This is a genomic window from Aquipseudomonas ullengensis (assembly GCF_014174475.1).
GTDB lineage: Bacteria > Pseudomonadota > Gammaproteobacteria > Pseudomonadales > Pseudomonadaceae > Aquipseudomonas > Aquipseudomonas ullengensis.
Genome location: NZ_JACJUD010000002.1, coordinates 279,004 through 304,515 on the forward strand (window position 1 = coordinate 279,004; position 25,512 = coordinate 304,515).

20 protein-coding genes and 1 pseudogene are annotated in these 25,512 nt (G+C 63.6%); 9 read left to right on the forward strand and 12 right to left on the reverse strand.

All coding sequences use genetic code 11. The features are described from left to right. Positions 1-40 precede the first annotated feature (40 nt). Positions 41-2,020 (reverse strand): alkyl/aryl-sulfatase, encoded by a 1,980-nt coding sequence (locus H3H51_RS06740; protein ID WP_183088283.1) that lies wholly within the window; start codon positions 2,018-2,020, stop codon positions 41-43. 331 nt (positions 2,021-2,351) lie between these two features. On the opposite strand from H3H51_RS06740, the gene H3H51_RS06745 reads away from it, so the two are divergent. The 3 genes from H3H51_RS06745 (at position 2,352) to H3H51_RS06755 (ending at position 8,220) form a co-directional block, all read left to right on the forward strand. Next, entirely contained in the window at positions 2,352-4,160 is a 1,809-nt protein-coding gene (locus H3H51_RS06745) for a DUF1302 domain-containing protein (protein WP_183088284.1), read from the forward strand. Between the two features lie 27 nt (positions 4,161-4,187). Next, positions 4,188-5,561 carry a DUF1329 domain-containing protein gene (locus H3H51_RS06750; protein ID WP_183088285.1) on the forward strand — a complete coding sequence of 458 codons (1,374 nt, stop codon included), beginning with the start codon at positions 4,188-4,190 and terminating at the stop codon, positions 5,559-5,561. A 133-nt stretch (positions 5,562-5,694) separates the two neighbouring features. Continuing rightward, on the forward strand, positions 5,695-8,220 hold the full coding sequence (locus tag H3H51_RS06755; RefSeq protein ID WP_183088286.1) for a LuxR C-terminal-related transcriptional regulator: 2,526 nt from the start codon (positions 5,695-5,697) through the stop codon (positions 8,218-8,220). Positions 8,221-8,280: 60 nt separating this feature from the next. Here the strand turns inward: H3H51_RS06755 and H3H51_RS06760 are convergent, their stop codons facing one another. After that, on the reverse strand, positions 8,281-9,297 hold the full coding sequence (locus H3H51_RS06760; protein WP_183088287.1) for an AraC family transcriptional regulator: 1,017 nt from the start codon (positions 9,295-9,297) through the stop codon (positions 8,281-8,283). Positions 9,298-9,442: 145 nt separating this feature from the next. Here H3H51_RS06760 and H3H51_RS06765 point away from each other — a divergent pair, with 145 nt between their 5' ends. After that, the gene (locus H3H51_RS06765; RefSeq protein WP_183088288.1) at positions 9,443-11,026 is read left to right on the forward strand and encodes a GMC family oxidoreductase; all 1,584 of its coding nucleotides are present in this window, start codon (positions 9,443-9,445) and stop codon (positions 11,024-11,026) included. A gap of 196 nt (positions 11,027-11,222) precedes the next feature. On the opposite strand, the gene H3H51_RS06770 is transcribed toward H3H51_RS06765, so the two are convergent. From H3H51_RS06770 to H3H51_RS06785, 4 genes are all read right to left on the reverse strand, one after another. Next, a complete protein-coding gene (locus H3H51_RS06770; protein WP_183088289.1) occupies positions 11,223-12,821 on the reverse strand; it encodes an arylsulfatase in 1,599 nt (532 codons plus the stop codon). A 78-nt stretch (positions 12,822-12,899) separates the two neighbouring features. Then, the gene (locus tag H3H51_RS06775) at positions 12,900-13,979 is read right to left on the reverse strand and encodes a zinc-binding dehydrogenase (protein ID WP_183088290.1); all 1,080 of its coding nucleotides are present in this window, start codon (positions 13,977-13,979) and stop codon (positions 12,900-12,902) included. Between the two features lie 87 nt (positions 13,980-14,066). Then, positions 14,067-15,086: an NAD-dependent epimerase/dehydratase family protein gene (locus H3H51_RS06780; protein WP_183088291.1), complete on the reverse strand. Its 1,020-nt coding sequence runs from the start codon at positions 15,084-15,086 to the stop codon at positions 14,067-14,069. 119 nt (positions 15,087-15,205) lie between these two features. Next, positions 15,206-15,724, reverse strand: a complete 519-nt coding sequence (locus H3H51_RS06785) for a 2,4'-dihydroxyacetophenone dioxygenase family protein (protein ID WP_183088292.1) — start codon at positions 15,722-15,724, stop codon at positions 15,206-15,208. A gap of 184 nt (positions 15,725-15,908) precedes the next feature. Between H3H51_RS06785 and H3H51_RS06790 the strand changes: the two genes are divergently transcribed. Together H3H51_RS06790 and H3H51_RS21110 are read left to right on the forward strand one after the other, a co-directional pair. Further along, complete coding sequence (locus tag H3H51_RS06790) at positions 15,909-16,961, forward strand: AraC family transcriptional regulator (RefSeq protein WP_183088293.1); 1,053 nt, start codon at positions 15,909-15,911, stop codon at positions 16,959-16,961. 125 nt (positions 16,962-17,086) lie between these two features. After that, a pseudogene (locus tag H3H51_RS21110) lies at positions 17,087-17,362 on the forward strand (hypothetical protein); the annotation flags it as partial. Between the two features lie 285 nt (positions 17,363-17,647). Here the strand turns inward: H3H51_RS21110 and H3H51_RS06800 are convergent. Continuing rightward, positions 17,648-18,418: an SDR family oxidoreductase gene (locus H3H51_RS06800; RefSeq protein ID WP_183088295.1), complete on the reverse strand. Its 771-nt coding sequence runs from the start codon at positions 18,416-18,418 to the stop codon at positions 17,648-17,650. A 98-nt stretch (positions 18,419-18,516) separates the two neighbouring features. Next, on the reverse strand, positions 18,517-18,741 hold the full coding sequence (locus H3H51_RS06805; RefSeq protein WP_183088296.1) for a DUF3820 family protein: 225 nt from the start codon (positions 18,739-18,741) through the stop codon (positions 18,517-18,519). Positions 18,742-19,119: 378 nt separating this feature from the next. Here H3H51_RS06805 and dgt point away from each other — a divergent pair, with 378 nt between their 5' ends. After that, entirely contained in the window at positions 19,120-20,589 is a 1,470-nt protein-coding gene (gene dgt / locus H3H51_RS06810) for a dGTPase (RefSeq protein WP_183088297.1), read from the forward strand. A gap of 332 nt (positions 20,590-20,921) precedes the next feature. Here dgt and ahpF read toward each other — a convergent pair whose 3' ends face one another. From ahpF to H3H51_RS06830, 4 genes are all read right to left on the reverse strand, one after another. After that, positions 20,922-22,478, reverse strand: coding sequence for an alkyl hydroperoxide reductase subunit F (gene ahpF / locus H3H51_RS06815; protein ID WP_183088298.1), 1,557 nt, complete (start codon positions 22,476-22,478; stop codon positions 20,922-20,924). A 135-nt stretch (positions 22,479-22,613) separates the two neighbouring features. Further along, positions 22,614-23,177, reverse strand: coding sequence for an alkyl hydroperoxide reductase subunit C (ahpC, locus tag H3H51_RS06820; protein WP_183088299.1), 564 nt, complete (start codon positions 23,175-23,177; stop codon positions 22,614-22,616). A 143-nt stretch (positions 23,178-23,320) separates the two neighbouring features. Beyond that, the gene (locus tag H3H51_RS06825) at positions 23,321-23,932 is read right to left on the reverse strand and encodes a PilZ domain-containing protein (RefSeq protein WP_183088300.1); all 612 of its coding nucleotides are present in this window, start codon (positions 23,930-23,932) and stop codon (positions 23,321-23,323) included. Positions 23,933-23,990: 58 nt separating this feature from the next. Continuing rightward, positions 23,991-24,440, reverse strand: a complete 450-nt coding sequence (locus H3H51_RS06830; RefSeq protein ID WP_183088301.1) for a PAS domain-containing protein — start codon at positions 24,438-24,440, stop codon at positions 23,991-23,993. Between the two features lie 103 nt (positions 24,441-24,543). Here H3H51_RS06830 and H3H51_RS06835 point away from each other — a divergent pair, with 103 nt between their 5' ends. Next, positions 24,544-24,993 carry a flavodoxin gene (locus H3H51_RS06835; protein WP_183088302.1) on the forward strand — a complete coding sequence of 150 codons (450 nt, stop codon included), beginning with the start codon at positions 24,544-24,546 and terminating at the stop codon, positions 24,991-24,993. Further along, the gene (locus H3H51_RS06840; RefSeq protein ID WP_183088303.1) at positions 24,993-25,460 is read left to right on the forward strand and encodes a cupin domain-containing protein; all 468 of its coding nucleotides are present in this window, start codon (positions 24,993-24,995) and stop codon (positions 25,458-25,460) included. The genes H3H51_RS06835 and H3H51_RS06840 overlap by 1 nt, the downstream gene beginning before the upstream one ends. Positions 25,461-25,512: the final 52 nt, after the last annotated feature.

A 25,512-nucleotide genomic window follows, 5' to 3' on the forward strand; every position in this document is an offset into this window, starting at 1 on the left:
CACGCCCATCCCGAGGGGATGGGCGTCGTAGCGTCTGCCGTTATGGCGTGACGATGTTGAACCAGAAGTTGAAGTTGTCCATCAGCCCCAGCAGCTCGGGTACGGCTTCCTGGCGGCCGTCGAGCTTGATCTCGCCGGAGGCGATCTTGTCCTTCAGGCTGCCCTGGCCCATCTGCATGGCAATCAGGCTGCTCATCTTCAGGGTCAGGGTGGCGTCGGCCTGCGGGCTCATGCTGTTGGCATAGTTGAGCACGCCGTTCTCCAGGCTCAGCACGTACTGCTTGTGCAGGTCAGTCAGATCCAGGTTGATGCTGATCTTCTTGCCAGCAGCCTTGGGGCCGTTGAGGCGGACGGCGAGGTAGTCGAACAGGGTTTCCGGCTGCATGGCGCGGATCATGTCGGCGCTGGCGGTTTTCATCCCGGGACCTTGCGGCAGGCCGTTGCGCAACTCGAAGGCACCTTGCAGGTACACCGAGCGCCACGGGCCGGACTCGGCCTGGTAGCCCAGCTGCTCATAGGTGTCGGCCAGCAGGTTCTTCGCCTCGACGTTGCCCGGTTCGGCGAACACCGCATGTTTGAGGGCTTCGGCCACCCAGCGGTATTCACCCTTGGCGAAGTCGGCGCGCGCCTTGCTCAGCAGCGAGGCGCTCCCGCCCATGTATTCCACGTATTTCTTGGCGGCCGCTTCTGGCGGCAGTTTGTCCAGGTTGGCCGGGTTGGCGTCGTACCAGCCCATGTAGCGCTGGTACACGGCCTTGGCGTTGTGCTTGAGGGTGCCGTAGTAGCCGCGGTTGAACCAGGCCTGGTCCAGCTCCGGTGGCAGCTTGATGGTCTCGGCAATTTCCTCGCCGTTGAGGCCTTCGTTCATCAGGCGCACGGTTTGGTCGTGGATGTACTTGTACATGTCACGTTGCTTACTGAGGAGGTTGGCGATGCGCGCCTGGCCCCAGGTCGGCCAGTGGTGGCTCTGGAACTCGACGTCGACCTTGTCGCCATACAGCTCCTGGCTTTGCTGGATGAACTTGGACCACTGCAGCGCATCCCGTACTTCGGCGCCACGCAGGGTGTAGATGTTGTGCATGTGGCGGGTGACGTTTTCGGCCATCCACAGTGCCTTGAACTGCGGGAAGTAGGTGTTCATCTCGGTGGGTGCTTCCGAGCCCGGGGTCAGCTGGAACACCATCTTCACGCCATCGACGGTCAGTTCGCGGCCGGTCTTGCTGACCACTTCGGTGGGCTCGATCATGCTCACCTGGCCGGCGGAAATGGTCTGCCCCAGCCCGGAGGAGACGCCGCCCTGGGCCGAGCGCGGCAGCATGGCGCCGTACATGTACACGGCACGGCGGGACATGGCGTTACCGGCGATGACGTTCTCGCTGATGGCGTGCTCACTGAATTCCGGCGGGCTGATTACCCGGACCTTGCCGGCCTTGACGTCGGCCTCGTCGATGATGCCGCGCACGCCGCCGAAGTGGTCGGCATGGGAGTGGCTGTAGATCACCGCGACCACCGGCTTCTTGCCCAGGTGCTCGGTGACCAGGGCGAAGGCGGCCTTGGCGGTTTCCACCGAGAGCAGCGGGTCGATGACGATCCAGCCGCTGTCGCCTTCGATGAAGGTGATGTTGGAAATGTCGTAGCCGCGTACCTGGTAGATCCGCTCGGTGACCTTGAACAGGCCGTGCTGCATGTTCAGCTGGGCGATGCGCCACAGGCTCGGGTTGACCGTGTCCGGCGCGGCCTGGTCGAGACCGATGTACTGCTTATAGGACTCCAGGTCCCACACCACCTTGCCGTTGGCATCGCGGATGGTCAGCTCTTTGGGCTGGGCGATCAGGCCGCGCTGGGCGTCTTCGAAGTCCTGTTTGTCGGCGAATGGCAGTGCCTCAAGCACCGCCGCATTGGCGGCGCGGGTGGTGGCGGTGGCGGGCTTGGAAGCGGCCGGCTGGGCGTGCACCGAGAGGGCCAGCAATGACAGGGCGGCCGTCAGGGCAACGGAGCGGCGTGTACGGGAAGAAAGCATGAGTCACCTTCAGGTTGTGGCTAAGCGAATTGCAACTGCCCGGCACCTTAGGTTTTCAGCTCCCCGCGACCAATACTGACTAGTAGTGATTTGCCCTGCCCACAGCGCTCTGCAGCGCTGTCTGGCGGCTCCGGCGATTGCCGCAGGGCGTTTGCCGGGTGCGTGTCATCCGTTGCGGGCGCCGGCTGCAGAGGGTGCCGGGAGAATCGCCAGAGGGCAAAAAAACTCACTCTTAGTGATGACTTTCAATATCACTACTTTGTCCGTTACCCCGCCTGGGGGGATTGATTAGCTTTGGTCGCCGATCAAAACCCATCAGGGGACAAGTTGCATGACAACAAAAACAAGAAATGCCCGCTTCCAACGCCATGCCTTGGCTGCCGCCATCGCACTGGGCTGTGTCTCGCAAGCGCAGGCTGTCAATTTCAATATCGGGGAGATCGAAGGGCAGCTGGATTCGTCGCTGTCGATTGGTTCGAGCTGGTCCACCGCCTCGCCGGACAAGGACCTGATTGGTTCCGCCAACGGCGGCACCGGCTTCACCCAGACCGGTGATGACGGCCACCTGAACTTCAAGAAGGACAAGACCTTCTCGAAGATCTTCAAAGGCATCCACGACCTCGAACTGAAGTACGGCGACACCGGCATCTTCGTCCGTGGCAAGTACTGGTACGACTTCGAACTGAAGGACGAGAGCCGCGAGTTCAAGGACATCGACGACCACAACCGCAAGGAAGGCTCGCAGGCCTCCGGCGCGCAGATCCTCGACGCCTTCCTCTACCACAACTACAACATCGCCGAGATGCCGGGTAGCGCGCGTATCGGCAAGCAGGTCGTGAGCTGGGGTGAGAGTACCTTCATCGGTAACAGCATCAACTCGATCAACCCGGTCGACGTCTCCGCGTTCCGCCGCCCAGGCGCGGAGATCAAGGAAGGCCTGATTCCGGTCAACATGTTCTACATGTCGCAGTCCATCACCGACCAGCTCTCGGCAGAAGCCTTCTACCAGCTGGAATGGGACCAGACCGTACTGGACAACTGCGGCACCTTCTTCTCCAGCGCCGACGTAGCCGCCGACGGTTGCGATGACAACTTCAATATTCTCGATGCGGCCACCGTTGCCAATCTGATGCCTTACCAGGGCCTCGCGTCGGCCCTGGGCGTGCAGATCGAGGAAGAAGGCCTGTTGGTACAGCGTGGCGGCGACCGTGATGCGCGGGACGATGGCCAGTGGGGTACCGCTCTGCGTTGGCTGGGCGACAGCACCGAATACGGTGCCTACTTCATGAACTACCACAGCCGTACGCCCAACGTGAGCTTCCAGAACGCCAGTGCGGCGGACATCACCACTGCCTTCACCCTGGCCGGTGGTGCACTGGCACAGCCGATCCTGCTGGGGCGCGGCAGTTACTTCCTGGAATACCCGGAAGATATCCGTCTGTACGGCCTGAGCTTCTCCACCACCCTGCCCACCGGCACGGCCTGGAGCGGTGAAATCAGCTACCGTCCGAACATGCCGCTGAGCATCAACGGCACCGACATGACCGCCAAACTCGCCACCACCGTAGCCGGCGGCCTGGCCACTGGCGGTTTCGCTGGCGCCCTGGGGCAAGCCAATGCCATCAGCCACGGCTACCTCCGCAAGGAAGTGACCCAGGCGCAGACCACCTTCACCCACTTCCTCGATCAGGTCATGGGCGCCGAGCGTCTGACCCTGGTGGGCGAGTTTGGCGTGACCTCCATCGGTGGTCTGGAAAGCCGTGACGAAGTGGCCTACGGCCGCGACTCGATCTACGGCTCGCCGCACGGCAGCACTGCTGCCAACAATGCCTCGCGCGACGAGTACGGCACCCACGGCTTCTACACCAACACGTCCTGGGGCTACCGCGCCCGCGCCATCTGGGACTACAACGACGTGTTCGCCGGGGTCAACCTGAAGCCCAACGTCGCCTTCTCCCACGATGTCGACGGCTACGGCCCGGTGTTTAACGAAGGCTCCAAGGCAGCCAGTATCGGCGTGGATGCCGAGTACCTGAACACCTACACCGCGAGCTTGAGCTATACCAACTTCTTCGACGGCGATTACAACACCCAGACCGACCGCGACTTCCTTGCCCTCAGCGTTGGCATGAACTTCTAAGCACAGAATAAGAACGAGGATACCTAGATGATCGCTAGCAAAACCCTGATGCAGACCGGCGCCCTGGCGCTGAGTCTGCTGGCCACCAGCGTCATGGCCAAGGTCAGCCCGGAAGAAGCCGCCAAGCTGGGCACCACCCTGACCCCGATCGGCGCGGAAAAAGCCGGCAATGCCGACGGCAGCATCCCGGAGTGGACCGGCGGCCTGCCGACCACCGCCGGCGCCGTGGACGGCAAAGGCTTCCTGGCCGACCCGTTCGCCAGCGAGAAGCCGCTGTTCACCATCACCGCGAGCAACGCCGAGCAGTACAAGGACAAGCTGTCCGAAGGTCAGCTGGCGATGTTCAAGCGCTACCCGGATACCTACAAGATCCCGGTATACCCGACCCACCGTACCGCAGCGCTGCCGGATGAAATCTACGCCGCGGCCAAGACCAGTGCGCTGAACACCGAAGGCCTGGACGGCGGCAACGGCCTGTCTGGTTTCTCCGACAGCCGCTACTACGCCTTCCCGATCCCCAAGAGCGGCGTCGAGGTGGTGTGGAACCACACCACCCGTTACCGCGGCGGTAACATCAAGCGCCTGATGACCCGCGTGCAACCGCAGGTCGGTGGCGACTTCAGCGTGGTGAACTTCGAGGACGAGGTGTCCTACCCGGGCAACCTGGCGGACCAGGACAAGGCCAAGGCGGCCAACATCCTGTTCTATTTCATCCAGCGCGTGACGGCCCCGTCGCGCCTGGCTGGTAACGTCCTGCTGGTCCACGAGACCATCGACCAGGTCAAGGAACCGCGCATGGCCTGGCTCTACAACGCCGGCCAGCGTCGCGTACGCCGTGCTCCACAGGTTGCCTACGACGGCCCGGCTACCGCCGCCGACGGTCTGGCCACCTCGGACAACTACGACATGTTCAACGGTGCACCGGATCGCTATGACTGGAAGCTGGTGGGCAAGAAGGAAATGTACATCCCGTACAACAGCTACAAGCTGGACTCGCCGAGCCTGAAGTACGGCGACATCCTCAAGGCTGGCCACATCAACCAGGACCTGACCCGCTACGAGCTGCACCGCGTCTGGGAAGTGGTTGCCACGCTGAAAGCGGGCGAGCGCCACATCTACGCCACCCGTCACATGTACTTCGACGAAGACACCTGGGAAGTAGCCCTGGCCGACCATTACGACGGTCGTGGCGCCCTGTGGCGTGTAGGCGAAGGCCACATCCAGAACTACTACCACAAGCAGGTTCCGGGCTACACCGCCGAAGCGCTGTATGACGTGATCGCCGGCCGCTACTCGGTCGTTGGTCTGAAAAACGAAGAGAAGCGCAGCTGGGAGTTCGGCTTCAAGGCCACCGCTTCGCAGTACACCCCGGCGGCCCTGCGTCAGGCTGGCGTGCGCTGATCCATCGATTCGATTACTACTCCGTGGTATTTGAGGCGGCCTTCGGGTCGCCTTTTTTTATCCGGCGGGTTTGCCTAGCAACACTAAGCTCTGCAAGGATGAAGGCCTGCTGCGTCACACATCGAGTTTGTCCATGGTTCCCCCTGCGTCTACCTCTCCACGTGCTGCTGATCTGCCCCGACTGCCTCCTGGCCATCTGCCCCGGCCGCGCCTGCGTGATGCCCTGTTGCAGGCCGATTGTCGCCTGCGCCTGCTCTGTGCCCCGGCGGGCAGCGGCAAGAGCGTCGTGCTCACCGAGTGCGCGCTGCAGTGTCCGCCAGACACCCAGCGGGTCTATCTGGCCCTGCGCGGCAAATCGCTGACGGTCGACAGCTTCCTGCAACGGCTGGCCAGTGCCTTGGGCGCTGCGGCCGATCTGACCAGCATCCAGCAGCACCTGGATGATGTGCCGGGGACGCTGTGGCTGCTGCTCGACGACTACCCGCGCTTTCCGGACAGCGCGCTGGATACGCTGCTCAATGACCTGATCCTGTCTTCCCCGCGCCGGGTGCACTGGTGGATTGCCACCCGCCGTCGCCCCGCGCTGCAGTTGTCGCGTCTGCTGCTGGATGGCGAGCTGTTCGAGCTGGGCAGTACCGAACTGGCCTGCACCGAGAGCGAGCTGTTCGAGTTGCTGCAGCGCAACCAGCTGGAGTGGTCGTGGCAGGCGATCCACGAACTGCGCAGCGATTCCCAGGGCTGGTTCGCCGGCATCCGCTTGCACCTGCTGCACCTCGTGCCGGACCAGCTCCCGGTGGCATTCGATCGGGCTGACCCGCGCCTGCTGGACTACCTGCGCCGCGAAGTGCTCGACGAGCTGCCCGATGACTGGCAGCAGGCGCTCTATACCCTGGCCCAGTTGCCACAATTCGATGCGGCGCTGTGCGAGCAACTGCTCGGCGTGGGCGAAGGCGCGAGCCTGCTGGAGCAACTCACGCTCTGCGGTTTGTTTATCGAGCCTGCCGACGACGGTCAGTTGTCGCGCGTGCAGTCGGCGCTGGCGCAACCGCTGGCTGCCCAGTTGCCCCCATCGATGGCCAAGTCCGTGTTTCGCAAGGCCTGCCAGTGGTACCTGAGCCAGGACAACGTGCGCCTGGCACTGGAGTGTGCGGTCAAGGCCGAGCAGAGCGACGTGGCGGCCAGCCTGATGCAGCGCTACACCGAAGATTCCCTGCTGCAGGGGCGTAGCCTCGCGCAACTGTTGCTATGGCGTCGCGAGCTGCCGGCGGAGCTGCTCACCAGTACACCACGCCTGCTGATGCTCAACGCCTGGGCGCTGATGCTCAGCGGCCGGCTCGATGAAGCGCAGTACTACACCGACGAGCTGGCGCGTTTTCTGCCGCAACCCACGGCGGCCCGCCAGCGGGGCCTGATCGCCCAGTGGACAGCGCTGACCGCCAACCTGGCATTCCATCGCGGCGATGCCGAACAGGCCCGCTACCTGCTGGCCGAGGCGGTGGCTGAGTTGCCCGAGCGGTCCTGGAGCCAGCGCCTGTTCTGTTGCGGCATGCAGGTCGATCAGGCGATGACCGAAGGCCGCCTCGACGATGCCCAGGAACTCAACCGCATCGTTACCAAGCAGGCCCGCGAGCATGCCAGCCTGGCCTTGGAAAGCGTAATGGTGATGGGCCACGTCAAGCTGCTGGAAATCCGTGGCGAACTGTTGCGCGCGGAAACCCTGCTCAAGCGCCTGTACAGCGAACTGACCAGCGCCTGGGGCGCCGAGGCCAGCCCGATGCGTGGCCGTGTGCAATTGCGCCGCGCGGCCCTGCTGTTGCAACAGGGTCGCTACCAGGAGGCGGAGGCGGGCTTCCACTCGGGCCTGCAGGAGGCCCTGGCCTGCGACGATCCGGCGGCTTTCTGGGCCTACCTGGGACTGGCCGAGCTGGATGCCCTGCAGGGTGACCCGACCAGCGCCTTCATGCGTATCACCGATGCTGAGCGATTCATGCAGTACGACCACATCAGCGAGGCGCTCTACCAGGGCCTGCTGCTGCGTGCTAAGGCACGCCTGTGGCTGAGCCAGGGGCGCGCCGTGCAGGCCGAGAAGGCCTTGCTGGCGTTACCGCCGTATGCGCTGAACTTCTCGCCTTTCGGCGCACCGGATCTGCACCTGCGCCTCAACCTGTTGCTGCTGCAAGCGCGCCTGGCCAATGGTGCGGTGGAGGAGGCGGTCGCCGGGCTGGCGCAACTGCACGCCAAGGTCCTGAGCGAAGGGCGTCGGCCGCTGGCCTGCGAGGTCGGTTTCGCTCTGGCCGAAGCCCTGTACGCCTGGAACAAACCGGCGCAGGCCAAGCAGGCCTTGCTCGATGCCCTGGCCCTGTCGCGGCAGATGGGCCTGGCCAGCGTTGAGCGTGCCTTCGCCCAGCGCAGTCCCGCGCTGATGCGCTGGGCGGGCGAGGCCAGCAGCAATGAAGGCGCTCCCGCCGCGTTGCTCAGCCGCCGCGAGCTGGATGTACTCAAGCTGATTGCTCAGGGCTACTCCAACCAGCAGATCGCCGAGAGCCTGTTCATCTCCCTGCACACGGTGAAAACCCACGCCCAGCGCATCAACTTCAAACTGGGCGTCGAGCGCCGCACCCAAGCCGTGGCCCGGGCCAAGGAGCTGGGCCTGGGTTGAACGGGGTAGGGTGGATGCAACCCGCGTTATGAGTGGGGCTGGCTGTGCCGGCAGTGCCGCTCACGCGTCCTGGGTGCCCAGCAACTGCCGCCGGCGCGCGCGCGGGGTCATCCCGTACCAGCGCTGGCAGGTGCGGTTGAACACGCTCTGTTCGCTGTAGCCGAGCAATCCCGCAACCTGTGACATCGGCATGGCGCGCTCGGCCAGGTACTGCTCGGCGCGGTCACGGCGAATCGCCTCGAGCATCTCCTCGAAACGTCGCCCCTGGTCGGCCAGGCGTCGCTGCAGTACGCGCTGGTGCAGGCCGAGCTGCTCGGCGATCAGCGGCAGGCGGCAACGCTGGGTGGGCAACATGCGCAGGATCAGGCGCTCGACCTGCTGCACCAGATCGTCCGGCCCCTGGGCGCTGAACTGGCTGAGGTACTGCAGCAGGGTGTTGTGCATGTGCGGGTCCTGCTGCTCGATCGGCTGACTCAGTTGCTCGGCCTTGAGCACCAGCGCATTGCAGGCCTGCGCGGTGTAGGCCGCGGCCTTGAAGAAGCGCTTGTAGCGCGCCGGCGGTAACGGCGAGATGCCGCTGAGCAGCACCGCCTGGGCGGTGAAGTCGACCCCGCACAGCAGCTTCATGGTGTTGTGCCCCACGCCCATTGCCAGCTCGATCATCTGCCGCTGCTGGAGCAGGCCGGGCAGGCGGATGCCAATCACCAGGCGCGGTGCATGGGCTTCGCTGTTGTCCAGGTCGAGGTGCAGTCCCGGGCTGTGATAACCGATGAAACGCACGATTTCACTGAGTGCCTGGCCGACCGTGGCCGAGCTCTGGGCGATCAGCGCCACCGGGCCGAGGACGTGCAGGTCCTGGTAGTCGGCCATGCGCAGGCCGAAGTCCGGGCAATTCAGCTCCTGCGCCGCACACTCCAGCAGCCCGACCAGGGCGCGCAGCGGCACGCGTGCGTCTTCTTCCAGGAGCAGGGCGGGTTCGATGCCAAAGCGCTGCAGAAGGGCGTCGGGATTGCCGCCGAGCTGTTCGGTCAGCTCGCGGAAACCGTTCAGCGACGTGGTGCGGATCAGGGCGGTCATAGTCGTTATTGATCAAAAATAAGTCGGTATAGATCAATAAATTTGCACCACGCCAGCGAAGAATTCCAGTCCCCGGTGTGGCGTTCATTACGGCTTGATTGCGCGCTACGCACCTTTCCTTGCTGGGCAACCGAGAATCTCTTCGATGGAATTCGACTACATCATCATCGGCGCCGGCTCTGCCGGCTGCGTGCTGGCCAATCGCCTGAGCGCCAACCCGGCAAACCGTGTGTGCCTGCTGGAGTCCGGTCCGGAAGACCGCTCGCCGCTGATTCATGCCCCGGCCGGGGTGGCCGCGATCCTGCCGACCCGTCACGTCAACTGGGCCTTCAATACCGTACCGCAGCCTGGCCTGGGTGGTCGCCTCGGTTACCAGCCGCGCGGCAAGACCCTGGGGGGTAGTAGCTCAATCAATGGCATGGTCTACATCCGTGGCCACCAGTCGGACTTTGACGAGTGGCAGGCGCTGGGCAACCCGGGCTGGTCGTTCGCCGATGTGCTGCCGTACTTTCGCAAGAGCGAGATGCACCACGCCGGCGAAGGGCAGTTCCACGGCGGCACGGGCGAGCTGTATGTCGGCAAGCTCGAGACGCACCCGGCGACCCAGGCTTTTGTCGAAGCCGCCCAGCTGGCCGGGCATCGCTTCAATCCCGACTTCAACGGTGGCGAGCAGGAAGGTGTCGGCCCCTACGATGTGACCATTCGCGACGGCCGGCGCTGGAGCACCGCTACGGCCTTCCTCAAGCCGATTCGCAACGACCGCAGCAACCTGACCGTGATGACCGGCGCCCATGTCGAGCGCATCCTGCTGCAAGGCAAGCGGGCTACGGGCGTACAGGTCACGTTCAAGGGCCGCAGCCAGGCCTTGCGGGCGCGCCGGGAAGTGCTGCTCAGTGCCGGCGCATTTGGCAGCCCCCAGCTGCTGATGCTCTCGGGCATCGGCAGCGAGGCTGAACTGAAAGCCCAGGGCATTACCGTGCGGCACGAGTTGCCGGGTGTGGGGCAGAACCTGCAGGACCACCCGGATGTGGTGCTCTGCTACCGCAGCAGCGACACCTCGCTACTGGGCGTGTCGGCCCGGGGCAGCCTGAAGATGGGCAAGGCGCTGGCGGATTATGTGCGCCACAAGCGCGGCCCACTGGCGAGCAACTTTGCCGAAGGCGGCGCCTTCCTGAAGACCGATGCCAGCCTGGCGCGCCCGGATATTCAGCTGCATGCGGTGATCGGCATGGTCGACAACCACAATCGAACCCTGCACTGGGGGCATGGCTACAGCTGTCACGTTTGCGTGCTGCGGCCCAAGAGCATCGGCAGCGTGGGCCTGCAGTCGGCGGACCCGGCAGCGCCACCGCGTATCGACCCCAACTTCCTCGGCCACGACGATGATGTGCAAACCCTGCTCAAGGGTTACCGCATGACCCGCGAGATTCTCGAACAGGCGCCGATGAAGCCGCTCAGCCTCAAGGACATGTACAGCGAAGGCCTGCACAGCGACGAACAGTTGATCGACCTGCTGCGCAAGCGCACCGACTCGATCTATCACCCGATTGGCACCTGCAAGATGGGTAGCGACGAGATGGCGGTAGTCGACGGCCAGTTGCGCGTGCATGGCATCGAGGGGCTGCGCGTGGTCGATGCCTCCATCATGCCGACCCTGGTTGGCGGCAACACCAACGCGCCGACCATCATGATCGCCGAGCGCGCGGCGCAGTGGATTGCCTCGGCCTGACGCACGGTTCATCCCGAACCGGCCCGGGCAGTGCAGTTGGACGATCTGCCTGGTCTGGCGGGTTGCTGAGTGCGTGAGGGCGTCTATCGATCTGTGACAGCGGGGTCAGGCCGCAACAGGACAGCCCGCCACGCATTAGCGTGGGCGGGCTGCTCTGTTTGCCACTCGTTGCGAGTGGCCGTCGCCAGGTGTGAGGTTACTGCTTGGCGCGACTGAGGAAGTCCTGCACGAGGTTCGACATGTCGAAGCTCTTTCCGCTCTGAACGGGAGGGTATTCGGCGAGTGTCTTCAAGTGCCCGCCGATCAGCTCACCCACGGGCTGTATCAGCCACGACACCTTCTGCAGCAGATGCCCATAAGAGTCTTTGCTGTCATAGCTTTCGAATGGGTCCATGCGCAGGTTGAAGAGGAGCGGTACCGTGCGGGGGACGACGTTGGCGTAGTAGTCCTCCTTGGTGGAAAGGTGGAACTTCCACGGCCCCACACGCACGGCAGTCAGCTTGCTTTCGTAGTAGTAGAAGAGGCTGTTGCGGGCCGATTCAGGGGCCTCACCTTCCCAGTACGGCACGTTGTTGAGGCCGTCGATGTACTGCTTCTTCTCCTGCTTCATGTCGGCGGCTACGTCAGGCACTCCGGCTGCGGCGGCAAAGCTGGTGAACATGTCCATGTGCGTTTGAATGCCATTGAGCACCTGGCCGGGTTTGACAGCACCGGGCCAACGCAGCATGGAAATCACCCTTACGCCACCTTCATAAGTGGACATCTTTTCGCTACGAAATGGCGTCGTCCCTCCGTGCGGCCAGGAGGAGTGTTCCGGGCCGTTGTCCGTGGAGTACCAGACGATGGTGTTTTCATCGAGGCCATTGGCCTTGAGGAAGTCGAGGAGCAGACCGATATCGTGATCATGCTGCAGCATGCCCGAGCCGTGCATGTCGCCTTCCGAGGTGTACTTCTCCGCCGCGTAGCGCCACTTGGCGGCAAGCCGCGTGTAGAGGTGCATGCGTGAGGTGTTCAGCCAGACGAAGAACGGCTTGTCGCCATCTTGGGAGCGTTTCATGAAGTCCATGGCCTTCGGCAAGACTTCCTCCTCGTCGAACATCTTCATGCGTTCTTGGGTAAGCGGGCCGGTGTCCTCGATGGTCTGCTTGCCGACACGGCCGAAGCGCGGGTCCTCTGTCGCATCGTCCTTGTCGGTGGCGAAGGAGTGCAATACGCCACGAGTGCCGAATTTCTTTTGATAGGCCTCGAGGCTGCCGGCGTAGGACTTGGCGAAGTTCTGGTAATCGCGCTGCTCCGACTCTTCCTGGGTGTTGAGGTGATAGAGGTTGCCAAAGAATTCGTCGAACCCGTGGGCGGTGGGCAGGTGTTCGTTGCGGTCGCCGAGGTGGTTCTTGCCGAATTGCCCGGTGGCATAGCCTGCCTTTTTCAGCACTGCAGCCAGGCTCGGGGAAGCCGCCTGCAAACCCAGCTTGTCGCCCGGTTGGCCGACCGTGGTCATGCCGGAGCGAATCGGGTATTGCCCGGTGATGAACGCGGCACGGCCGGCGGTACAGGAAGGCTGTCCGTAATGGTCGGTGAAGCGGATACCCTGCATGCCGATGCTGTCGATGTTTGGCGTGGTGTAGCCCATCGTGCCCATGCCGTAGGCGCTGACGTTCTGCCAGCCGATGTCGTCGCCCCAGATCACCAGGATGTTGGGTTTCTTGGTGGCGGCAGAGGCGGGAGCGCTCAGGCCAATCACCGATGCCGTAGCCATCAGCGAGGCCAGGGCGTAGTGGAGAAATCTGGATTTCATGGTTTTTCCCATGCTGTTGCGTGAGTGCCCGGAGAGTCGATCTGCCAGGCGTGCAGTTTGAGCGCAGGCAGTGCCAGGTCAGGTGAAGGTGATCATCACCTTGGCTTGCTCCTGCGGGTCGCTCAGCGCAGCGAATGCGTCGGTCACCCCGTCAAGTTGCACGGTGCTGGTAATCAGCGGCTCGCCATTGAGTTTGCCGTCGGCCAGGTCGAGCAAGGTCTGGGCGAATTCATCGCCGTTGTAGCCGTAGGCAAAGCTCACATTCATTTCCTTGGCGATGCCGATCAGCGGCTCGATCCTGTCCGACTCCATGCACACGCCCACCACGACCAGACGGCTGCGCGGTGGGGCGTGCTGCAGCACCTGCTGGATCAGGCCCGGAATACCTACGCACTCGAAAACCACGCAAGGCTTTGGCTGCGGACCGAGACTAAACATGGCGGCCGGCCCCTTGATGTCGTAGTTGGCGGGTGCGGCTACCTCTACCCAGGATTGGTAAGGGGAGTTCTCGGCTGGGTTGACCACCAGGTCGGCGCCCATTTTTTCTGCCAGTGCGCGGCGTTTGGGGGAGTAGTCGGAGGCGACTACTGGGCCGATCCCGCGCGCTTTGAGCACGGCGATCAAGGCCAGGCCAATGGGGCCGCAGCCGATCACGATGGGCACTTCGTCACCGGCCAGTTGCGCACGATTGACGGCATGCACGGCGACGGCCATCGGTTCGGTCAATGCCGCGATAGGCGCGGGCAAATCACCGGGGACCGGAATCAGCAGGGCTTCGGACAGCACCATTTGCTCGCCATAACCACCGGGGTAGCGGTTGGAGAAACCAACGTGTTCGAAGCCGCTGGGAGCGAAGATAAACGGCATCGAGCAGACACGGGTGCCGACCTTGAGTCGCTTGTCGCTGCCGGGCCCGTGGTCGAGAATTTCGGCGCAGAACTCATGGCCGAAAACTACGTCCTGCTGGGCGTCGAAGTCGACCGGAATGCCGCCACGCTTGAAGTTGGCCAGTACGTGTTCGCAGTGGTGGAACATATGCAGGTCCGACCCGCAGATGCCACACGCCAGGGTTTTAACCAGCACTTCGCCGGCAGCTGGAGTGGGCGCCTGGACGGTACCCGTCAGTAATTGCTTGTCACGCATGACGACAGCTTTCATAGGGTGGTCCTTTCTTGTTGTGGTGTATATCGCGATGGCTGCACGGGGCAGGCACCGCCGTGTCGCGTTTAACTACTGGGAGCTGGCTTAGATCTGGCCGGTCTCGCGCAGCCAGGCTTCGGAGCGGCGCAAGCCCTCGGCAAGGTCGACTTTGGGCTGGTAGCCGAGCAGGCGTTGGGCCTTGGCGATGGAGATGCCGCCACGGCGGGCGAACATGTACATGGTGTCCGGCGCGGCTTCGCTGGTGCTGTTGAACAGACGCCCGACTTTCCACAGCACGTTGGTGATTGCCACGGCCACGCCCAGCGGCAGGCTGCGTGGTGCGCCACTGCGACCGGCCCAGCGCCAGTGGTGGCTGAAGAAGGTCTTGCAGGTGGTGGCGCTGCTGCTACTGACCTGGAAAATATGGCCAACGGCCTGAGGCAAGCCCGCGGCCAACATGACGCCGTCAAGCAGGTCGTCGATGTACACCGGGGTGAAAATACCGTTGCCGCCATTGGGCAGAATCAACGCGCCGGCCTTGGCCATTTTCAGGGGTTCGCTGAGCCATGCGCGCGAACCCGGGCCATACACATCGCCCGGGCGGACGATGGTGCACTCGATCTCGCCGGCTGCGTGGGCGGCCAGCACCAGGTGCTCGCTGGCGCCCTTGGCAACGCCATAGCGGTACTGTTCACCGATCACTACGGGAGATTGCTCAGTGGCTTCGCCGGTGTAGTCCCAGCCCAGGGCCGCAATCGAAGAAAACTGCACGAAGCGTTTGACTCCGGCGGCGATGGCGACGTCCAGGCAGTTGCGCACGCCCTGCACCGATACGTCGCGATAGAGCTTCCAGTCGGCGGCCAGAGATACCACCGCCGCGGTGTTGATGAACAGATCGCAGCCTTTGGCATGTTCGGCCCATGCCTGTGGCTGGGTCAGGTTGCCGGCCACGACGTTGTTCGCCGGGTCGGCAAACAGGTCCATACCGCGTACGTCGGCCCCCAGTGCTTTATAGCGGGCAGTCAGGGCGCGGCCGATAAAGCCGCTGGCGCCGGTGATGAATACGGCGCGAGGCACCTCGGGTGTTTGACCGGCGCTGCCGGTGGGCATCGTGATAGCAGTCATGACATGTCCCTCGATGGCTCACCTGCCCAGCGGGGCTCGACCATGAGGGGGCCAAGGCGCGGACGAACAGGTGGGCGTGGAGTGCCCACCCTGCCAGTCGAGGGTGGGAAGCACAGGCATCAGCCGCGGGTGGTGTAATCCGCCGCACGCGGGGTGATGTACTTGGCAGGCTCCAGGCCGCGCTCGCGCACCAGGTTGTCGAACATCAGCATGATGTCGCTGGCATCCATGATGCCGAGGTAGTTGCCGTCCTGGTCGAAGTTCACGTTGGCGCCGTAGACCACCATCATGGTGTCGGTCATTTCGGTGTTGCTCGCCGGCACGGAGAACTGGTGCACCGAACCGCCTGGCTCATACAGGTAGCTGCCAGCGGTTTGCGGCTGGTCCGGGTATTCGACGTAGTTCCACTTGCCGCTCAGGGTGAAGAAATGCACCGGGCCGGTGTGGTAGTGCTTGGGCAGCATCACGCCCGGGTGAAAGATCACCCGCAGCACCCAGATGCCGACGTTGGGATCGAGGAACAGCGGCTGCACGTCGATACCCGGTACGCCAGGCAGGGCGTCCTTGTAGATCGGCAGCTCGTTGGTGTTGAGGGTCAGCAGGTCTTTGTGGTCGTGAACTTGGGCAGGGATGGCCATCTTGTTGTTCTCCTGGTTACGAGCAGTCAGTCGGATCACGGTTGGATCTGACTGCATGTTGCGCCAGGCATCGCTTCAATATTTGACATTTCGAACCATTGATATTGCAATTCACGACAATTCGTCCGGAAAAGCCGAGAGCGGGCTGCGCTGCAAAAGCGGCCCATAAAACCAGGAGGTCGCCATGATCGGTTTCATCCGCGCCACGGCATTGGCCGATTTTTCGGCCTTTGCCTCCAGCCAGGGCCTGCAGCCGGCAAAATTGCTCCTCAGGAGTGGCTTGCCAGTCGACCTGGAGCAGCTTCCCGACAGCCTGATCCCCTACGGCAAGATGCTCGACCTGCTGGTGCTGTGCGAAATGGAGACCGGCAACCCGCTGTTCGCCCTGCAGTACGGCCTGTTCCAGGGGGTGAATGTGTTTGGCCCGCTGCTCTATCTGCTGCGCAACGCCAAGGATTTGCGCGAGGCGCTGTCAGAGTTGGTGCAGTACTACCGCGTCCATTCGGGGGCGGCCACGGTGGGCCTCGAAGAGCAGGGCAAGCATGCCTTTCTCACCTACACCATCAGCGACACGACGGTACCGGGGTATCGCCAGGGTTCCGAACTGGCTGTTGGCGTGGGCATGCAACTGATGCGCACGCTTCTTGGCAACCGCTGGAGCCCCCAGGCCTTGCTGTTCCAGCATGCGCAGATTGCCGAGCCGGCGCAGTACCGGCGCCTGGTCGATCTGAGCCCGCGCTTCAATACGCCCTATAACGGCTGGATGTTTGCGGCGGATCTGCTCGATACACCGCTGGCGTCGGCCGACCCGGCGCTGCATCGGTTGATCCGTGAGCACCTCGATTACCTGGCGCACATGACGGCCGAGGAGTTGCCGACGCTGGTCCAGCAACTGATTCGCAGCTTCATGCCCGAAGGACGTGCCAGCATCGAATACATCGCCGCCCACATGATGCTGAGCACGCGCAAGCTGCAGCGCCGATTGGACGCCGAAGGCACGTCATTCCAGGAGCTGTTGTCCATGACCCGCCAGAGCATGGCATGCCACTACCTGCAGGACTCGGCGCTGAGCATCGCCCAACTGGCCGACTTGCTCGGCTACGGCGACCAGAGCGCATTTTCGCGGGCGTTCCAGCGCTGGTATGGCACCAGCCCGCGCGAGTGGCGCAAGCAACTGCCCAGCAAGGCCGGTCGATTGCAGGCGCTAGTCCCTAGCGCTGGCGATCGTGCCAGCTAAGCTGCATGGGCCGCTCTGGGCAACGAGGTGTAGGCCACGCTGTGGTTTCGCTGCTGCGCCAGGTGAGTGATGCAACTGTCGTCCAGCCAGCAGGCGGCGACCACTTCATTGACGAGGGAATGCAGATGAACAGAACCCTGACCGCTATCGCCGCGCTGCTCATGGCGGGTACCGCCCAGGCCGGGATCCCGCAACTCAACGCCACCTGCCCGGGCAACCTGGAGGTGCATGCCGATGAGGGTGGCCCTATCTATATCAACGGCAAGGAAACCCAGCTGAAGAAGTTCAACGACAACTACTTCGAGGCCAAGGGCGAGGGTGTGACCCTCTCGCTGAGTATCAATCCCGACGGTTCGCCGTCGCTGTCCTACACCGGCAAGCACGGCGCCAATGGCGTTTGCGCCGAGACCAAGGCTGGCGCGGCAAGCACTGCCTCGCCGACGGCCAAGGCTGAGGCAGCCTGCCTGGCCGCAGTGGCCAAGAGCACCAATGTCGAACAGGCCAAACTGAAGGTGACCGATGTGCTGACTGCCGAGGCCGGCGTCGGTGTCACCATCGAGGTGCCCGGCGCAGATGCCCCCTGGTCGTGCCTGTCCAGCCCTGAAGGCAAGGTGCAGGGCGCCAGCTACACCGGCTCCGAAGGCGCGCTTTGAGGCTTGCCTTGCGCCTGCACTAGCAGGCGCTCCTTACAGGCTGAAACCACCGTCGATGGGAATAATGGCGCCGGTCATGTAGGCACCCGCCGTGCTCGCCAGGCTGATGGCCAGGGCGGACATTTCCTCTTCGCGGCCCCAGCGCTTCATCGGGATCACCGCCGTGTCCTCGGCCATGGCGGCTTCGTCCTGGGCGATATGGCGGGTCATCTTGCTCGGGAAGCGGCCGGGAGCGATGACGTTGACGTTGATGTGCTCGCCAACCAGTTCGCGGGCCAGCATGCGCGACAGCTGGTGCAGTGCCGCCTTACTCGGGCCATAGGCATAGGCCTGTTCGCCGAACGAGGTGATGCCGGCCACCGAGCCGATGTTGATGATCCGCGCCGGGTTCTGCTCGCTGCCGGACTTGCGCAGCAGTGGCAGCAGTTGCTGGATGCAGCTGAACACCGAGGTCACGTTGAGTTGCATGACCTTCTCCCAGCCCTTCACCGGGTAGCTCTCCAGCGGTGCGCCCCAGCTGGTGCCGGCGTTGTTGACCAGGATGTCGAGCTGGCCGAGGCGCGCGCCCAGTTCGGCGGCCAATGCCTTGGCGCCTTCTTCACTGGACAGGTCGGCGGCCAGGCCGATGCATTCGCCATACACCGACAGTTCTTCGGCAGCCTGGATGCACGCGGCGCCATCACGGGCGCAGATGAACACCCGCGCGCCAGCTTCGAGGAAGCCCTGGGCGATCATCCGGCCGATGCCACGGGTGCCGCCGGTAACCAGCGCGGTGCGGCCTTGCAGGCTGAAATAGGAGTGCATGGAAGAGTCCTCGGGCAGGTTGGGAAGGCCCTAACCCTAATCGCCCGCAGGATCTGGATGAAGCGCGATCTGGCGTTATTGTCCCGGGGAATGCCGTGCTATTGGCGAGGCGGGCGCTGGCGCAGCGGGTCGAGCAGCGGCTTGAGGCCGTTGTGGTCGATCTCCTGCATCAGGGCCAGAAGGCGGCCGATCTCGCCGTTGGGGAAACCTTCACGGGCGAACCAGTTGAGGTAGTGGCCGGGCAGGTCGGCGATCAGGCGGTCTTTGTACTTGCCGAAAGGCATGGTGCGGGTGACCAGCAGCAGGAGGTCTTCGGGTTTCATCGGTGGGCCAGGTCGCGCAAGGGAATAGGCAGCGAGGATAAGGTGCTGGCGCCGCGTGGCCAAGGGCAGGCCGTCACTGTAGGCTCTAGGGCCTGTTAAGGCTTCGGCGCACACCGCGTTGCTGCGCCAAATCGCGCCAGGCAAGACGCGGGACGCAGGTAATGGTGATCCCTTGCCAAGTCCCGCAACGCCGCATGGCGCGATTTGGCGCGTAACCCGAAGGGACGGGCCAGTTTTTGCGCGGAACGTCGTTACTCGACGGCTCATTTGGACGACCAAACTTCGCGTCTCGCGCCTAGCTCCGCGCAAAAACTTGCTCCGTCGCGGTGCGCGCCGAAGCCTTAACAGGCCCTAACAATTGGCGAAGGGAGTGGGTGAGTGGATTTCAAGGCGAAGATTTCCCTGCGGCGTCCGCGTGACAGTGGCGAGTTGCCCGAAGGGTACGGCGCGGCCTGGCTGGACGAACTGATCGAACGGCTGGAAAGCGACCGCGGACGCATCATCAATTCAGCCGCCGTGCGCCGCCTGCAGCAGAAGACCCAGGTCTTCCCGCTGGAGCGCAACGCCGCCGTGCGCAGTCGCCTGACCCACTCGCTGGAAGTGCAACAGGTCGGTCGCCATATCGTGCGCACGCTGTTCCGCAAGCTCGGCCCGCGTGCGGCGGAGCATGGCCTCGACGGCCTCGACGGCGCGCTGGAAACCCTGGTGGAAATGGCCTGCCTGACCCACGACGTGGGCAATCCACCGTTCGGCCACTTCGGCGAGTTTGCCATTGGCGACTGGTGCGCCCGTCACCTCGACGGGCTGTTCGCCGCTGCGGTGCCAACGCCGAGTGACGCCGAGTTGCGCCAGCGCATGCTGGTCGACCTCAGCGCCTTCGAGGGCAATGCCCAGGCCATCCGCCTGGTGCATCGTTTGCACCGGATGAACCTCACCTACAGCCAGACCGCGTGCATGCTCAAGTACGTGCGTGCGGCGCATCAGCCACGCCCGCCCAAAGGCAGCGACGGCGCCTACCTGCGCAAGAAACCCGGCTTCTACCTGGGCGAGCAGGATTTTGTCGAAGGGTTGTGGCAGGCCTTGGGCATGGCGCCGCAGACGCGCTACCCGCTGGTCTATGTGATGGAGGCGGCGGACGATATTTCCTACTGCCTGGCGGATCTGGAAGATGCAGTGGTCAAGGGCATCCTCGACCTGGAGCGGCTCAGCGCCTTGCTGCGCGAGACCTTCCAGCGCAGCAAACCGCTGGATACACCGATCGACAGTCGTGGCCGCAGTTTCGACGAGCTGCTCGGCGATGCCCAGGCGCGCGCCCAGGCCGAGCCGGTGGACAAGGTTGGCCAGTTCTTCATTCGCCTGCGGGTGAACCTGATCCACCCGCTGGTGCAGCACGCGGCCGAGCAGTTCATCGAACAGCTCGACGCGGTATTCGCCGGCACTCTCGACCGCGCGCTGCTGGAGGACGACAGCGCCGCCTGCGCGGTGGTGCAGACCTTCAAGACCGTCGGCGCCGAGCATGTGTTCTGCCACCGCGAGGTGGACACCCTGCAACTGCAGGGGCTGCGCATCCTCCAGGGCTTGCTCGATGCCTACGGCGCGCTGCTGACGGTAGATGGCGAGGCATTCCAGGCCATGCTCGAGGGTCGTGGTCGCGCCGACCTGCGCATGCTGCTGCGACGCCTGCCGACCCACCTGCTCAGCGCCTACCGCGAGGCATTGACGCAAGAGCAGGGCAGCGATGCGCCACTCTGGGAGTTCTACCACCGCACCCGCCTGCTGCTGGACTTCGTCAGCGGCCTGACCGATCAGCTGGCGCAGGATGAGTACCAGGTGCTGATGGCGCTTTGAGCGTTAAGTCGCAGCCCCGTAGGGTGGACAACGCGAAGCTTGTCCACCGGGATTGGTCGGCGGTACATCGCTCAAGGAAGAGGGGGCATAGCTCTACCCACTTCAATCGGTCGCACGTACAACGCTGTGCGAGGTGGCCGGGAATAATCGGCGGTGGAAAACGCTTCGCGGTTTTCCACCCTACACACTACGCGGTAGCCCGGACTGAAGTCCGGGCTACCGGTGTCGCTGTGGCTCTTAATTTCCCGCCTGGTTCTAAGAAACGCTTTTTCGGACAGGCATAAAAAAGCCGGGTCTCTCGCGAGCCCGGCTTTTTCGTTACGGCGCCGTGATCAGCTGGTGCGGATCAAGTGGTCGAAGGCGCTCAGCGAGGCCTTCGAGCCTTCGCCCATGGCGATGACGATCTGCTTGTACGGCACGGTGGTCACGTCGCCGGCGGCGAACACGCCGGGGATGTTGGTGGCACCCTTGGCGTCGACGATGATCTCGCCGAAGCGGCTCAGCTCCACGCTGCCTTTCAGCCAGTCGCTGTTGGGCAGCAGGCCGATCTGCACGAAGATGCCTTCCAGTTCGACCGTGTGCAGTTCTTCGCTGGTGCGGTCCTTGTAGACCAGGCCATTGACCTTCTGCCCGTCGCCTTTGACCTCGGTGGTCTGGGCGCTCTTGATCACGGTGACGTTAGGCAGGCTGTACAGCTTCTTCTGCAGCACGGCGTCGGCACGCAGGGTGTCGGCGAATTCCAGCAGGGTGACGTGGGCGACCAGGCCGGCCAGGTCGATTGCCGCTTCCACGCCGGAGTTGCCGCCGCCGATCACCGCCACGCGCTTGCCCTTGAACAGCGGGCCGTCGCAGTGTGGGCAGAAGCACACGCCCTTGGCCTTGTATTCCTGCTCGCCGGGTACGCCCATCTCACGCCAGCGCGCGCCGGTGGAGAGGATCACGGTCTTGGCCTTGAGGCTGGCGCCGTTTTCGAACTTCACCTCGTGCAGGCCGCCTTCACTGCTGGCCGGAACCAGGGCGCTGGCGCGTTGCAGGTTCATGATGTCGACTTCGTATTCGCGCACATGCTCTTCCAGGGCGCGGACCAGTTTCGGGCCTTCGGTTTCCTTCACCGAGATGAAGTTCTCGATGGACATGGTGTCGAGCACCTGGCCACCGAAGCGCTCGGCGGCGATGGCGGTACGGATGCCTTTACGCGCGGCGTAGATGGCCGCCGCGGCGCCGGCCGGGCCGCCACCGATCACCAGCACATCGAAGGCAGGCTTGGCGCTCATCTTCTCGGCGTCACGGCTACCGGCTTTGGTGTCGATCTTGGCGAGGATTTCCTTCACTTCCATGCGGCCCGAGGCGAACACTTCGCCGTTCAGGTAGATGCTCGGCACAGCCATGACCTGGCGGCGCTCGACTTCTTCCTGGAACAGCGCGCCGTCGATGGAGACGTTGCGGATGTTGGGGTTGAGCACGGCCATCAGGTTCAGCGCCTGGACCACGTCCGGGCAGTTCTGGCAGGACAGCGAGAAGTAGGTTTCGAACTCGAACGTACCTTCGATGGCCTGGATCTGCGCGATGGTCTCAGCGTCCAGCTTGGACGGGTGGCCACCGACCTGCAGCAGGGCCAGCACCAGCGAGGTGAACTCGTGGCCCATGGGGATACCGGCGAAGGCAACGCCGATATCGGCGCCCGGGCGAACCAGGGCGAAGGACGGACGGCGGGCATCGCTGCCGTCGGTCTTGAGGGTGATCTTGTCGGTCAGGCCGACGATGTCTTGCAGCAGTCCGAGCAGTTCCTGGGACTTTTCGCCGTCATCGAGGGAGGCGACGATCTCGAACGGCTGGGTGACCTTCTCGAGGTAGGCCTGCAACTGGGTTTTAAGAGTGGCATCCAACATGACGGGGTTCCTTTTTGACGAATTGCGGACAAACAAACGCCCGGGCGGATCGCGCCCGGGCGTTCGGGCACTTGCGGCTGGGTCTCAGCCGGCAAAGCGCAAGGCGGATGGGGCCTTGGCGGCCCCAGGCAGATCTTAGATCTTGCCTACGAGGTCCAGCGAAGGAGCCAGGGTCTTCTCGCCTTCTTTCCACTTGGCCGGGCAAACCTGGCCCGGGTTAGCGGCGGTGTACTGAGCTGCTTTCAGCTTGCGCAGGGTCTCGGAGACGTCGCGAGCGATTTCGTTGGAGTGGATTTCCACGGTCTTGATCACGCCTTCCGGGTTGATCACGAAGGTGCCGCGCAGGGCCAGGCCTTCTTCCGGGATGTGCACGCCGAAAGCGTTGGTCAGCTGGTGAGTCGGGTCACCGATCAGCGGGAACTGAGCCTTGCCAACGGCAGGCGAAGTTTCGTGCCAGACCTTGTGCGAGAAGTGGGTGTCGGTGGTGACGATGTACACCTCGGTACCGGCCTTCTGGAACTCGGCGTAGTTGTTGGCGGCGTCTTCGATTTCGGTCGGGCAGTTGAAGGTGAAGGCTGCCGGCATGAAGATCAGCACCGACCACTTGCCCTTCAGGGACTGCTCGGTCACTTCGATGAATTCGCCGTTGTGGAAAGCGTTGGCTTTGAAAGGCTGAACTTGGGTATTGATGAGGTTCATCAGTGAACTCCTTAGGGGGGTTGGTAACTTGATGCTGGGCATACTAACCGCATGCGCCGTAATCGCTAAATTGAATGAAGGCATGAGCACGATTGGCTAGGTCTATCTGCCTTCATCTAAAAGGTGGCAGTTATCTATGACAATCAACCAACGACTTGTAGTTGTGGGTGGCGCTCGCGGTACTGCTCGAAAATGTATTGGCGCACGCGCTCGCGATGCTCGCGGTGGTTGAGCAACAGGCGGTAGGCCGCTTGTTGCGGGCCTGCAGGGCGGATGCGCAGGCCGTTGATCGCCATGGGTTCATGCCCGGGCAACGGTAGCCACAGGCAGAACTGCTCGGGCAGATCGCCCTCACCTTCCTGGCTCAGTAGCAGGCTGCCGGGAGAAATCTCGTTGACCCGCAAGGACGTGGCCGCGCCATGTTCATCGAGCAGGTACAGCGCTTGCGGCAGGTTCAGGCGCCAGGGGCGGCGGATGATACCGTCTTCGAAGATGCTCGGTGCGCCCAGTTCCAGTTGCAGGTTGTGCATCTCGTCTTCGACCAGTTGCAGCGGGAAGGCCATGCGGTAGTTGCCCAGCTGGGCTTCCAGGCTCAGCTGCGCATGCTGGCCGAGGCGGCTGAACAGGGCGTTGGCCAGCGGGCCACCATCGACGGTGAAAGTTGGGCTGTGCAGGGTTTTGCCGCTCAACTGGTTGTCGTAGAGGTGGCTGATGAAGTCCAGTTCTTCACCGGACAGGGTGCTGTGCTCGGACATGCAGGCCTCCTGCGAGGCGGGGAACAGGAAGTAGCAAGCAATAAATACGCCTGGCGGCCTAGCCGGCCGTCAGCCTTGCGAGCTCGGCTTTCAGACCACGAACCTCGGCCTCTAGTTCCCGCACCCGCTGCTTGGCTTCGACTTCATCACTGACGTCCTTCTGGATGCCGATGAAGTAGGTGAGCTGGTCGCCGGCGTTGAACACCGGGGTGATCGACAGCTCGTTCCAGAACGCGCTGCCATCCTTGCGGTAGTTGCGGATGATCTGCCGACACGGCTTCTGCGTGCGGATGGCCTCGCGGATGGCTGCCAGGCCCAGTTGATTGTGGTCGTCGCCCTGCAGGAAGCGGCAGTCCTGGTAGAGGATGTCGTCACGCACGTAGCCGGTCAGGCGCTCGAAGGCGGCGTTGGCGTAGATCAGGATGTTGTCTTCGCCTTCCTGTTCGGCCACCACGATGCCGTCGTTGGAGGCGTCCACCACCAGTTGCAAGAGCTTGGCATTGATCATCGTGCAGGTTCCCTGTTCATGTGCGCTGCAGTTTATGGCATCCCGATGGGCCGTTCACTTGCGGCATAATGCGAGACATTATCAATCTGTTGCGGAGTCATTCATGAAAGTCGCCATTCTCTCCGGTTCGGTCTATGGAGCCGCCGAGGAAGTCGCCCAGCGCGCTGTTGAGGTGCTCAAATCCGCCGGTTTCGAGCCATGGCACAAAGCTGGTGCAAGCCTCGATGAGGTTCTGGCCTTTGCTCCCGAGGCGGTCCTGGTGGTGACCTCGACCACCGGTATGGGTGAGCTGCCGGGCAACCTGCAGGATCTGTATTACACCCTGCGTGACCGTTTCCCGGCGTGGAGCGGTTTGCCGGCCGGCGTCGTCGCCCTGGGCGATTCCAGCTACGACGTGTTCTGTGGTGGCGGCGAGCAGATGCGCGAGTTGCTGCTGGAGCTGGGCATGCGTGAAGCGCTGCCGATGCTGCGCCTGGACGCCAGCGAGTCGGTCACCCCGGAAGACGACGCCCAGCCGTGGCTGGCCGAGTTCGCCGAGGCGTTGAGCGCCTGATGCACCCGCGCGCGGCCGAGTTGATCCGCGAGCTACAGCTGGCGGAGCACCCGGAGGGCGGCTACTACCGGCGCCTGTTCACCTCGGCCCAGCGCCAGGCGGATGGCCGCGCGGTCTCCAGCTCGATCCTGTTCCTCCTGCCGGCTGGGGTGGTGGGGCGCTGGCATCGGGTCGATGCCGACGAGCTGTGGCACTTCTACGAAGGTGATCCGCTTGAGCTGCTGGTCGCCGAAGCCCCCGACAACCTGTGCAGCCTGCGCCTCGGCCCGGTCGCCGATGGGCAGATGCCGCAGCAGGTGGTGCCGGCCCAGGCTTGGCAGGCGGCGCGTAGCACCGGGGCGTTCACCCTGGTTGGCTGTACCGTGGCGCCGGAGTTCCAGTTCGAGGGTTTTCGCCTGCTCGCCAACGATCCACTGGCGCAACGCCAATGGCCGCGATTGGCGGCGGACTATCCCGAGCTGGTGTGACCTGCTGGGTCACTAAGCTGGCCTGCAAGGCGACTACCGGTGGCATGGCTTG